Here is a 12,302-nt window from a genome sequence, read left to right on the forward strand (position 1 = left end):
ATCAGGCACCGACCGAACGCAGCGACTCGGACGTGAGGGTGAAGTAGCGGATGCCGATGGCGTCCGACACATGGTAGGCCGCGGTCTCGCAGTTTTCGAGCACATCCTCGAGCGCGGGATGGCGTCCGTCGAGGCCGGCTTCGCAGAGATGTTCGAGTGTCCACGTGGCCGGAGCGGGCAGCTCGTGCGAGAGGGCGGTGAGCTTGCCCGGCGCGCTGCCCGCCAGCCGTGCGATGCGGCCGCGCAGCGTTTGCGTGACCCAGGCCAGCGAACGCGGGTTGTCGCCGTCCTGCACCAGCAGGTCGACCAGGGTCGCGACATCGCGCCGCTGCTGATAGCGCGCGTGGAAGGTGATGGTGCTGTCGAACAGCGCAACCATGGCCTCGAAGCCGCTCATCTCGTGCACCGAACCGATCTCGAGACCGGCCGCCAGCGAACTGGAGAGAAAGCCGAGCCGCTCGATGTGGCGGCCGATCGAGAGCAGCCGCCAGGCGTCGTCGCGCGTCATGCGATCGGTCTGGGCGCCGGTCATTGCCGCGAGCGCGGCGCTGGTCGATTCGAGCATGCGCAGCGCCCCGGCGCTCGCGTAGCTGCCTTCGCCCTTTTCGCCGGCCTGCTCGGCGGAGCGGCGCAGGAATTCGGCTTCGGCGCGCACGATCTGGTTCCAGTTGTCCTGCGACAGTCGCTCGCGCACCGCGGCCGCGGCCTCGCGCACGCAGCGCAGGCTGTAGCCGACGCTGCCGCCCTTTTCGACGTCGCCCAGCTCCGCGATCAATGCGCGTTCGAACACGCGGCGCGACTTCGGGATGGTCGGCACATCGCGCGGCACCAGCGCATTGCGCAGCGCCAGGCGATGCAGCCAGGCCAGGAGCGCCGGCGAGGACTGGTCTTCGCCGCCGAGCAGGTCGAGCGTGAGCCGCGCGAGGCGCACCGCGTTCTCGGCACGCTCGGTGTAGCGGCCGAGCCAGAACATGTTCTCTGCCGCGCGGCTGGTGACCGGCGCGCGGTGTCGCGCGAGCGAGGCCGGCGTCGCATGCGACTGCAGCAGCGTGGTGCGGTCGACCTCACCGTGGGTCTGCACCCAGACGTCGGCGCTGCTGCCGCCGCGCTGCATCGAGGCGATCTGCGCATCGGCGCCCGCGAGCCGCGCCAGGCCGCCGGGCAGCACCCGCCACGACTTTGCGCCGTCGCTCACCGCGAACACCCGCAGCAGCACCGAGCGCGGCGTGATGTGGCCGGGGCCGAGGTCCTGGGTCCAGGTCGGCATCTGCGACAGCGGCAGGTAGCTCTGCACCGTGTGCTCGTCGCCCTGGCGCACGATGCGCCCGGCCCATTCGTCGAGCGCGCGGCGTCCCATGCGGCTGCCGAGCACGGCGTCGAAGCTGGTGTGGGAATCGTCGCCGGGGTAGGTGGACTTGATCGCGCAGCTGTCGAGCTGCGGCAGCACCGCTTCCATGGCGGCGCGTTCGCCGCACCACCAGGTGGGCAGGGCCGGCAGCCGCAGCTTCTCGCCGATCAGGCGGCGCGCCAGCGCCGGCAGGAAGCCGAGCAGGGCGGGCGACTCCAGGAAAGCCGAGCCCGGCATGTTGGCCACCAGCACGTTGCCGGCGCGGATCGCCTGCAGCAGGCCCGGCACGCCGAGCGTGGAGTCGGGCCGCAGTTCGAGCGGGTCGAGGTACTGGTCGTCGAGCCGCTTGATCAGCCCGTGCACCGGCCGCAGGCCCTGCAGCGTCTTGAGGTAGAGGCGCTGGTCGCGCACCGTGAGGTCGCTGCCTTCGACCAGCGTGACGCCGAGGTAGCGCGAGAGGTAGGCGTGCTCGAAATAGGTTTCGTTGTAGGGCCCGGGCGTGAGCAGCGCGATGTGCGGCGGCTGGCCGGCGGGGCACATGTGCTGCAGGCCTTCCATCATCGCGTGGTAGGTCGCGGCCAGGCGCTGCACGTGCAGCGCTTCGAAGGCCTGCGGAAACTGGCGCGCGATCGCGAGCCGGTTCTCGAGCAGGTAGCCCAGGCCCGAGGGTGCCTGTGTGCGCTGCGACACCACCCACCAGTTGCCGTCGGGTCCGCGCGCCAGGTCGAAGGCGGCGATGTGCAGCCAGGTGTCGCCGGGCGGCTTGACGCCGTGCATCGCGCGCAGGTAGCCCGGATGGCCATGCACCAGCGCGGGCGGCAAGAGGCCCTCGGCCAGCAGCTGCTGCGGCCCGTAGACGTCGGCCATCACGCGGTCAAGCAGGCGCGTGCGCTGCAGCACGCCGGCCTCGATCTGGGCCCAGCTCTCGGGCGAGACGATCAGCGGAAAGAGGTCGAGCGACCAAGGGCGCTGCGGGCCGTCGGCATCGGCGTACACGTTGTAGGTGACGCCGTTGTCGCGGATCTGCCGCTCGAGGCTGACCGCGCGCCGCGGCAGGTCGTTGAAGCCGGTGGCGCCCAGCTGCTCGAAGAAATCGGCCCAGGCGGGCGCCAGCGGCGGGCGCTCGCGCGCAGAGGCCTCTTCAGCATGCACCGCGGGCGGCGCGGACGAAGCCTCGTACAGCGGCGCCGGCTGGGAGGGCCCGCCAACGCGCGGGGCCGCGATCGGCGTCGCGGCCCCGCGCAGCTCGTCGAAGTGGCCCGGCGCTGCCGGCGGGGCGAGCGCCGAGGCCAGCTCGGCGGGCGCTTCCAGCGCCTGGGCGTCGAAAAGGGATTCGTTCAGTGGGTCCAAGATGTGCCGATTGTCACATCGGCGTCATCGCGATGGGGCGGTGGGCGATGACCCCAGGAACTCCGCGGAACCGGCTTTGCCGGGCCGCTGGTGTTGCCCCCTGCAAGGGGGTTGGCGAGAGCGACACGAAGTGCGCGAAGCCTGGGGGTGGGCTCATCCTCGTCTCAAATCCAACGTGAACGGGAACTCGCGGCTTCCAGCAAGTTCGATCGTCGCCGGTGGCGTGCGCAGCAGGCCGGGGGTATGGCCCATGCGCGAGAAGCGCGAATGGCGCCGGCTTTCGGCCTCGTTGGCGTTGACCGGGAAGCTCTCGTAGCTGAGCCCGCCCGGATGCGCGACGAAGTACTGGCAACCGCCGAGCGAGCGCTTCATCCAGGTGTCGACCAGGTCGAAGGTGAGCGGCGCATGGACGCCGATGCTGGGATGCAGCGCCGAGGGTGGATTCCAGGCCTTGTAGCGGATGCCGGCCACGAATTCGCCGACCGTGCCGGTGGGCTGCAGCGGCAGCACCTGGCCGTTGACGGTGACGACGTGGCGGCTTTCGTTGAGGCCGGTCACGCGCACCTCGATGCGTTCGAGCGAGGAGTCGACATAGCGCACCGTGCCGCCGGCCGAGCCTTCCTCGCCCATCACGTGCCAGGGCTCGAGCGCGTTGCGCAGCGACAGCTCCACGCCCATGGCCTGGACCTGGCCCACCAGCGGGAAGCGGAACTCGAAATGCGGCGCGAACCAGTCCGGATCGAAGGCGAAGCCAGCCTGCCGCATCTCGCTGATGACGTCCTCGAAATCCATCTTGACGAAGGTCGGCAAGAGAAAGCGGTCGTGCAGCTCGGTGCCCCAGCGCGTGGCGGGTGCCTTGTAGGGCTCGTCCCAGAAGCGGGCGATGAAGGCGCGCAGGAGCAGCTGCTGCGCGATGCTCATGCGCGCGTGCGGTGGCATCTCGAAGGCGCGCAGCTCCAGCAGGCCGAGGCGGCCGGTGGCGGAGTCGGGCGAGTAGAGCTTGTCGATGCAGAACTCGCTGCGATGCGTGTTGCCGGTGACGTCGACCAGGATGTTGCGCAGCGTGCGATCCACCATCCAGGCCGGCATGTTCTGGCCGTGGATCTCGCGGTTGCGCGCGATTTCCTTGAGCGCGATCTCGAGCTCGTAGAGCTGGTCGTTGCGCGCCTCGTCGACGCGCGGCGCCTGGCTGGTCGGGCCAATGAACATGCCCGAGAACAGATAGCTCAGCGACGGGTGGTTGTGCCAGTAGAGCAAGAGGCTCGCGAGCAGCTCGGGCCGGCGCAGGAAGGGGCTGTCGGCCGGCGTGGCGCCGCCCAGCACGAAGTGGTTGCCGCCGCCGGTGCCGGTGTGGCGGCCGTCGGTCATGAACTTCTCGGCCGACAGGCGCGTCTCGAAGGCCGCGTTGTAGAGGAACTCGGTGTGATCGACCAGCTCGCGCCAGTTGTGCGCGGGATGGATGTTGACCTCGATCACGCCGGGGTCGGGCGTGACCTGCAGCATCTTGAGGCGCGGATCGCGCGGCGGCGGGTAGCCTTCGATCACGATCTGCACGCCCAGCTGCTCGGCCGTGGCTTCGACCGCGGCGACGAGATCGAGGTAATCCTCCAGCCGCGCCAGCGGCGGCATGAACACGTAGAGCACGCCCGAGGCGCTCCCCACCTTCTCGGCCGCCGGCCCGTTGGCGCGGCGCGGGTCGCGCACCTCCACGCACAGCGCGCTGCGCGTGATCCAGTGGGCCGATTCGCCGCGCCGCGGCTCGCGGGTCGTGGTCGGATCGGAGGAGGCCGCGGCAGCGCGTGCCGCCGCCGGGTTGCCGTGCGCGGCCTGGAAGCGCAGCGCGGACGGCGCCTGCTGCGGTACGCCGAAGTCGTAGGGCACGGCGCCCAGATCGACCGGCGCGCCGGCGAGCCCGCCTTCATAGCGCGCACGGAAGAGGGTGGAGGCGGGCAGCGGCGCGCGCGGCGCGGTGGGGTCGCGCTCCACCAGGTAGGGATAGTCGCCCTTGCTTACCCAGGGTTGCGAATCGAGCGGCAGGCGGTAGCCCATCGGCGAATCGCCGGGGACCAGGTACATGCGGTCGTCGCGCAGGAACCAGGGGCCGGTCTTCCAGCCCGGTCCGGCGAGCGCGGGCGCATCGGTGTCGGCGTTCGCGGCCTCGATCGGCAGCATGTAGCCGATCACCGCATCGAGCTTCTGCGTGAACACGCGGCGCAGGCGCACGCGTTCCAGCTCGTCGTCGAGCTTCGAATCGAAGGGGTCGACGTTCACCGGCAGCCGGCGCTCGCGCCAGAGGTAGTAGTAGACGTCTTCGTAGCCGGGCTGCACGAAGCGGTCGGTGAGGCCGAGCTTGTGCGCGAGCGCGCTGGTGAAGCGGCGCGCGTCTTCGCTCGTGTAGTGGGTGGGCGTGCGTTCGTCGGCGAAGAGCTCGGGCTTGTGCCACAGCGGCTGGCCGTCGGCGCGCCAGAAGATCGACAGCGCCCAGCGCGGCAGCTGTTCGCCCGGGTACCACTTGCCCTGGCCGAAATGAAGGAAGCCGCCCTGGCCGTATTCGGCGCGCAGCTTGTGCACGAGCTCGGTCGCGTAGCCGCGCTTGGTCGGGCCGAGCGCATCGGTGTTCCATTCGGGCGCGTCGCGGTCGCTGGTGGCGACGTAGGTCGGCTCGCCGCCCATCGTGAGGCGCACGTCGCCGGCATTCAGGCGCGCGTCGACTGCCTCGCCGAGCGCCAGCACCTCGGCCCATTGATCGTCGGTATAGGGCTTGGTCACGCGCGGCGATTCGTGGATGCGCGTGACCTTCATCTCGTGGGCGAAGTCGACCTCGGCCTCGTCGACCGCGCCTTCGATCGGCGCCGCACTCGAAGGTGTGGGCGTGCAGGCCAGCGGGATGTGGCCTTCGCCGGCCATCAGGCCCGAGGTGGCGTCGAGCCCGATCCAGCCGGCGCCGGGCAGATAGACCTCGCACCAGGCGTGCAGGTCGGTGAAGTCGACCGTGGTGCCGCTGGGGCCGTCGAGCGCCTTCACGTCGGGCGTGAGCTGGATCAGGTAGCCCGAAACGAAGCGCGCCGCCAGGCCGCAATGGCGCAACAGCTGCACCAGCAGCCAGCCCGAATCGCGGCAGGAACCGGAGGCATTGGCCAGCGTCTGCTCGGGCGTCTGCACGCCGGGCTCCATGCGGATCAGGTAGCCGACGTCCTTCTGCACCTGCTGGTTGAGGCCGACGAGGAAGTCGATCGTGCGCTTCGTCTTGCGGTCGATCTTCTCGAGGTAGGCCGCGACCAGCGGCGTGGCAGGGTCGGCCACGAGGTAGGGCGCGAGTTCCTGCGCCTGCGATTCGGTGTACTTGAAAGGGAAGTTCTCGGCCTGCGGCTCGAGGAAGAAGTCGAAGGGGTTGTAGACCGCCATCTCGACCACGAGGTCGACCGTGACCTTGAACCCGCGCGTCTTCTCGGGGAACACCAGCCGCGCCTGGTAGTTCGCGAACGGGTCCTGCTGCCAGTTGATGAAGTGCTGCTCGGGCTCGACGCGCAACGAATACGAGATCACGTTGCTGCGGCAATGCGGCGCGGGGCGCAGGCGGATCACCTGCGGTCCCAATTGCACCGGGCGGTCGTACTTGTAGTGGGTGACGTGGTGGAGAGCGGCGTGGATGGACATTTTTTCTCGGAACGTCGAGGTTGCCTCGGAGTGAGACGCATACTAGCCCACACGGATAGCAATTAGCGCGCCACAGAGAGCGTGTAAGGGAGCGATTGCAGCATGTCATCAGGGATCGTTGCGTGACGCCGGGCGGGGAGCCGCGCGGCCTGGCTTTCTTTGCCACCATGGCCGGCTCGGTGCTGGGCGCTGCGCTGCAATTGCAGCAGGCGGCGCTGTGGCATGGTGGTGTTTACGCCGGGGTGCTGTTGGCCGCGGTCGCCGGCGGGCTGTTGCTGCGGGGATTGCGACGCTCGGTCCTGGCCATGCTGCTGCTCGGCGCGATGGCCGGCGCCGGCCTCGCGGGCTGGCGCGCGACCGCCTATGCGGGTGATGCGCTGGCGCCCGCGCTCGAGGGGCGCGACCTGCAGGTGGGGGGCATCGTTTCGCAGATGCCGCAGCGCGGCGATGGCGCCGTGCGCTTTCTCTTCGACCTCGAATCGGCGCGCTGGGCCGGCGGTGACGACCGCGGCATGCCGCGCGTGACCCCGCGAATGCCAGCGCCGGACCGCGAAACGCTACTGGCACCACGTTGTTCCCTAGAAGCACTGGCCCTGAACTTGCTAAGCTACGCCCAAGGAGATTGGTCGTCCCATGCACAAATTCGACGAGATGTACGAGCAGCTGCCCTACCATGGCGCAGCGGTCCGAAACCACTACAAGCGCTACGACCAATGGCTCGCGAAGCAGCCCGGCGAGGTGATGCGATCGCGGCGCGAGGAGGCGGAAATGATCTTCCGCCGGGTCGGCATCACCTTTGCCGTGTACGGCGCGAAGGACGAGGACGGTTCGGGCACCGAGCGCCTGATCCCCTTCGACCTGCTGCCGCGCATCATTCCCGCGCACGAGTGGGAAAGCATGGAGAAGGGGCTGGTGCAGCGCGTGACCGCGCTCAACCGCTTCATCCACGACGTCTACCACGGGCAGGAGATCGTCAAGGCCGGCGTGGTCCCCTCAGAGCAGATCTTCAACAACGCGCAGTACCGCCCCGAGATGGTGGGCGTGAAGGTGCCCAACGACATCTACTCGCACATCTCCGGCATCGACATCGTGCGCGCGCCGGACGCGGCCGGCAACGGCGAGTACTACGTGCTCGAAGACAACCTGCGGGTTCCCAGCGGCGTGAGCTACATGCTGGAGAACCGCAAGATGATGATGCGGCTCTTCCCCGAGCTGTTCAGCCAGAACCGCGTCGCGCCGGTGGCGCACTATCCCGACCTGCTGCTCGAAACCCTGCGCGCCTCCGCGCCGCCCGCGACCGCCGAGCCCACCGTGGTGGTGCTCACACCCGGCATGTACAACAGCGCCTACTTTGAGCATGCCTTCCTCGCGCAGCAGATGGGCGTGGAGCTGGTCGAAGGGCAGGACCTCTTCGTCAAGGACGACTTCGTCTACATGCGCACCACGCGCGGCCCGCGGCGCGTCGACGTGATCTACCGCCGCGTCGACGACGACTTCCTCGACCCCGAGGTGTTCCGCCCCACGTCGACGCTCGGTTGCGCCGGCCTCATGCGAGCCTACCGCGAGGGCAACGTCGTGATCTGCAATGCGGTCGGCACCGGCGTGGCGGACGACAAGTCGATCTACCCCTACGTGCCGAAGATGATCGAGTTCTACCTCGGCGAGAAGCCGATCCTCAAGAACGTGCCCACCTACATGTGCCGCAACAAGGAGGAACTCGACTACACGCTGGCCAACATGAAGGACCTGGTGGTCAAGGAAGTGCACGGCGCCGGCGGCTACGGCATGCTGATCGGCCCGGCGGCGACGCATGCCGAGATCGAGGACTTCAAGAAAGCCGTGCTCGCCAAGCCCGACGGCTACATCGCGCAGCCCACCTTGAGCCTGTCGACCTCGCCCACCTTCGTGGAGGCCGGCATCGCGCCGCGCCACATCGACCTGCGCCCCTTCGTGCTCTCGGGCAAGGAAGTGCAGATGGTGCCTGGCGGCCTCACGCGCGTCGCGCTCAAGGAGGGCTCGCTGGTCGTCAATTCGTCGCAGGGCGGCGGCACCAAGGACACCTGGATTCTCGAAGGGGACCGCCGCACCAAGCCGCGCTCGGAATCGCAGTCGCAATCGCAATCGCAAACCCAAGTGGGTTGATCAGGGGAGCACCACAGCATGTTGTCACGCACCGCCGATCACCTCTACTGGATGTCGCGCTACACCGAGCGGGCCGAAAACACCGCGCGCATGCTCGACGTCAACTACCAGACCTCGCTCTTGCCGCAATCGGCCGAGGTTGCCAAGTACGGCTGGCAGGGCCTGCTCTCCATCAGCGAGCTGCTGCCCTTGTTCAACGAAAAGCACGAGCACATCGTGCCCGACGAGGTGATGGAGTTCATGGTCAAGGACGAGTCCAATCCCTCGTCGATCCTTTCGTGCCTCCGAGCCGCGCGCGAGAACGCGCGGGCCGTGCGCGGCGCGCTCACCACCGAAGCCTGGGAGACGCAGAACACGACCTGGCTCGAGGTCAACCGCATGCTGCGCGCCGGCGAATTCGAGCGCGACCCGGGCCAGTTCTTCGAATGGGTCAAGTTCCGCTCGCACCTCTCGCGCGGCGTGACCCTGGGCACCATGCTGCAGGACGAGGCCTTCCACTTCTCGCGCCTGGGCACCTTCCTGGAGCGCGCGGACAACACGGCACGCCTAGTCGACGTGAAGTTCCATGCGCTCAACAGCGAGTTCTTCGGCACCGCCACCGAGGAAGACCAGGAGTACGACTTCTATCACTGGAGCGCGATCCTGCGCAGCGTCTCGGCCTTCGAGGTCTACCGCAAGGTGTACCGCGACGTGATCAAGCCTGAACGCGTGGCCGAGCTCCTGATCCTGCGCGCCGACATGCCGCGTTCGCTGCATGCGAGCCTGGTCGAAGTGGTGAGCAATCTTGCGAAGGTGCAGAACGACCAGAGCGCGGAGACGCAGCGGCGTGCGGGGAAGCTGCTGGCCGATTTGCAGTACGCGCGGGTCGATGAGATTCTGGCGACGGGACTGCATGCCTATCTGACGCAGTTTCTCGATCGGGTGAATGAGTTGGGGTGGCGGATCAGTCAGGACTTTTTGGTGCCTGGGCACTGAGCATTTTTCGACTGCGAGTCGGCGACTACGGCGCGCTGTGGGCGCAAGTTCATCGACCTGTAGGACCGACTCTAAACACCGATGGGCGATTCAAAGCAGACTTTCCGGTCCGCCACGGATTCGATGGTGATTCATTGTCGGGTGCATCGTGCCGTTCCCTATGAAACACATAGTGCGAGCGGAACATGATGTCCAGCGCATAGGCCGCCATGCGCCTTGACTCTACCTTCGAGCGGCCAAAGCGGCCCTGATAGTACGCGGCCATCGTCGGCTCGGCCAAACGGTACTGCTTGCGAATTTGACCGAGCAGTTCGTGGTTATAGGGTTCCTTTCGCGCCCAGTCGGCGAGCGACGCATCGGGCGAATCGTGTTCTGGTTTCGCGGGTCATCGTCGCTCACCTGCGCGATGAAATCGTCGGACTTCGTTGCTTCCGGAACCGCGAAGATCGCGTACTGATCGCCTCTCCATCCGTATGGAGTTTCATCAACGACCAGGCGATAGCCGGCTTGGCTGACTTTCTGCCAGTACACGCTTCGGTGCGAGAAGTTGCCGGTCTTCGGCTGCTTGTCGAATGCCGACGGATCCGCTGTGAGCGCATCGCCGCCGGAGATGTCGCGACCCGAGGGCCCAAGGACCACCTCACTGGTCACGCCGGTCGGGATCACGGGTGGGGAATATAGGTAGGGGATGTCCTTGCGTGGCGAGGGGTTGAGGCTCGCCCGCCAACAGGTCGAAAATGCAATCTTCGCATCGCGTGGCAATTGCAGGGATGACGGACTAGGCTGGCACCGGCCCAAGCGCCTATTTGGCCGGCGATGTGCGGGCTAGCCATGGAGGCAATGCGCGATGAAAAACGATGTCAACACGAAGGCGCGACTTGCGTTCGTGGCGTTCCTGCTTGTGTCGATTCTCGCTGGGGCAATCTGGTATTTTGTTTCCATAAGCGATTATGTGAACTATCAGATTTCTACCGAGGAGTCCGTCTCCGGCCTCATTGCCGATGCTCCTGTCGAATTCCACGGCGTTGATGTGGGAAGGGTGAAAAGCGTCAAGCTGGTCCGGTCGAATTCAGTGAGTATTTTGTTGAGTATCGACAAGACCGCTCCGATTACCTCGGCCAGCGTCGCCACGATCACCTCGCGTGGACTCGCTTCGCGAGGATTCACCGGCTACGTTTACATTGCTATCGAAGACGTCGGCATCGATTCGCGGCCGCTGGCAGCACGGCCGGGCGAACTTTATCCGACAATACCGACGGCGCCGTCGAAATCAATGACGCTCGACGGGACGCTGACTCAGATGAACGAGAATGTCCAAGCCGTCACTGAGCTGCTGCAATCGACATTCGACGAGAAGACCATCGCATCGCTGAAGCAATCGGTCGACAGCTTGCAGCAAGTAACCAAGGTACTGGCAGAAAATACCAGGAAGCTGAACTCGATCGTTGCCAATACCGAGCGCGCGAGTCATCGTCTGGAGCCTCTGCTGGAATCGAGTCATGACACAGTGAGAGCGCTTCAGACGCAAATCCTCCCTGAGGCTCACAAGACTCTGTCCAATCTCGATGCGCTGTCCAGTTCCCTCTCCGGCGTGGCGACCAGGATCAATCGAGACCCGTCGATCTTGATTCGCGGCACCAGGCCTCCACCGCTTGGGCCCGGGGAAGAAAAATGAAGGGAAGTATGGCGAGGGCGGCGCTGGTTGCGCTATGTGCCATCCTGCTTTCGGGCTGTGCCCTGTTGTCGCCGGTCGATACTGCCGCCAAGAAACATGTGCTGAGCAGCATCCCACTCGACCTGCCCAACGAACGGACTCGCTCCGCGACCCTGTTGGTTCTGGTCCCCGAGACCCATCCGGTCTATGGCGCGACGCAAATGGCCTATACCACCCAGGCCCATCAAATCGCGTATTTCAGTCGGAATGAATGGGCGGAAACACCAGCGCAGATGATGCTGCCTCTGATCGTCAAGACAATTTCGAATACGCACTATTTCAGCGAGGTCCGGTCGCCTCCTCATTTTGGTCGCCACACTTTCGCTCTTCGCACCGAAATCCTGGAGCTCAAGCAGGACTTCACTTCAGACCCCGCGATACTGCAGCTCACGATACGCTTCCATCTAAGTCGCGAGGCAATGAATCGGGTTATCGCGACCAAGGAAGTGTCGGTGCGCGAACCCTTGCGGGAGAGAAATCCCTCCGCCGGGGTCGCGGCGGCCAATGAGGCTGCGGTAAAAGTATTGCGGGAACTCGCCAGGTTCGTGGTCGAGAAAGCGGGTTAGGGCAGCATTTTGCGCAAAGTATCGTCCTTGAATACGAAATGATGCCTCAGTGCCGCGCCCACATGGACGAATATGACAAGCACGAGCACATAAGCGAGCCACTTGTGGACATCGATGAGTCGCTGAAACAGATGGTCGTCGCGAGGAAGGAAATCAGGCAGCGTGAACAAGCCAAAGAACGATACCGGGATGCCAGCGGCGGAAGACATGAGCCAACCAGTCATCGGCAAGACGAACATCAGTGCGTAAAAGGAGAGATGGACGAATCGGGCGGCGATTTTTTGCCAATCAGGCAGGTGTGCAACCAGTTGCGGGAGCACATTCGTCAAACGCCAACCCAAGCGCACCGCGAGCAAGACGAGTACCAGCAAGCCAAGCTCCTTGTGGTAGAGAATCAGCGTGATCTTTTTTGTATTGAAGCCGACATCTGGAAGCGTGACCATGTAGATGCCCAATGCCAAAAGTCCGATGACAAGAAAAGCCATCAACCAGTGGAGCAGGATCGCAACAGCGCCATAGCGGTCCTCGGTGTTCTCGATCGGGGTCATGG

The 12,302-nt window shown here is 65.9% G+C and carries 8 protein-coding genes; 4 read left to right on the forward strand and 4 right to left on the reverse strand.

The features are described 5' to 3' along the window. Nucleotide 1: 1 nt before the first annotated feature. Both ACSQ9I_RS11230 and ACSQ9I_RS11235 read right to left on the reverse strand, forming a co-directional pair. Nucleotides 2-2,698 (reverse strand): circularly permuted type 2 ATP-grasp protein, encoded by a 2,697-nt coding sequence (locus tag ACSQ9I_RS11230; protein WP_436313216.1) that lies wholly within the window; start codon nucleotides 2,696-2,698, stop codon nucleotides 2-4. A 153-nt stretch (nucleotides 2,699-2,851) separates the two neighbouring features. Then, the gene (locus ACSQ9I_RS11235; protein ID WP_436313217.1) at nucleotides 2,852-6,355 is read right to left on the reverse strand and encodes a DUF2126 domain-containing protein; all 3,504 of its coding nucleotides are present in this window, start codon (nucleotides 6,353-6,355) and stop codon (nucleotides 2,852-2,854) included. 633 nt (nucleotides 6,356-6,988) lie between these two features. Between ACSQ9I_RS11235 and ACSQ9I_RS11240 the strand changes: the two genes are divergently transcribed. Continuing rightward, nucleotides 6,989-8,497 (forward strand): circularly permuted type 2 ATP-grasp protein, encoded by a 1,509-nt coding sequence (locus ACSQ9I_RS11240; RefSeq protein WP_093102618.1) that lies wholly within the window; start codon nucleotides 6,989-6,991, stop codon nucleotides 8,495-8,497. Between the two features lie 18 nt (nucleotides 8,498-8,515). After that, on the forward strand, nucleotides 8,516-9,472 hold the full coding sequence (locus ACSQ9I_RS11245) for an alpha-E domain-containing protein (RefSeq protein ID WP_093102619.1): 957 nt from the start codon (nucleotides 8,516-8,518) through the stop codon (nucleotides 9,470-9,472). Nucleotides 9,473-9,694: 222 nt separating this feature from the next. Here the strand turns inward: ACSQ9I_RS11245 and ACSQ9I_RS11250 are convergent, their stop codons facing one another. Next, nucleotides 9,695-10,138, reverse strand: a complete 444-nt coding sequence (locus ACSQ9I_RS11250) for a hypothetical protein (protein ID WP_436313218.1) — start codon at nucleotides 10,136-10,138, stop codon at nucleotides 9,695-9,697. Nucleotides 10,139-10,319: 181 nt separating this feature from the next. Between ACSQ9I_RS11250 and ACSQ9I_RS11255 the strand changes: the two genes are divergently transcribed. Next, nucleotides 10,320-11,147, forward strand: a complete 828-nt coding sequence (locus ACSQ9I_RS11255; RefSeq protein WP_436313219.1) for an MlaD family protein — start codon at nucleotides 10,320-10,322, stop codon at nucleotides 11,145-11,147. Beyond that, nucleotides 11,144-11,752 (forward strand): ABC-type transport auxiliary lipoprotein family protein, encoded by a 609-nt coding sequence (locus tag ACSQ9I_RS11260; RefSeq protein ID WP_436313220.1) that lies wholly within the window; start codon nucleotides 11,144-11,146, stop codon nucleotides 11,750-11,752. Before ACSQ9I_RS11255 ends, ACSQ9I_RS11260 begins: the two co-directional genes overlap by 4 nt. On the opposite strand, the gene ACSQ9I_RS11265 is transcribed toward ACSQ9I_RS11260, so the two are convergent. Beyond that, entirely contained in the window at nucleotides 11,749-12,300 is a 552-nt protein-coding gene (locus tag ACSQ9I_RS11265) for a cytochrome b (protein WP_436290568.1), read from the reverse strand. The genes ACSQ9I_RS11260 and ACSQ9I_RS11265 overlap by 4 nt on opposite strands. Between the last annotated feature and the right edge of the window lie 2 nt (nucleotides 12,301-12,302).

Origin of the sequence: Variovorax sp. LjRoot84, assembly GCF_964254305.1 — a bacterium.
Lineage (GTDB): Bacteria > Pseudomonadota > Gammaproteobacteria > Burkholderiales > Burkholderiaceae_C > Variovorax.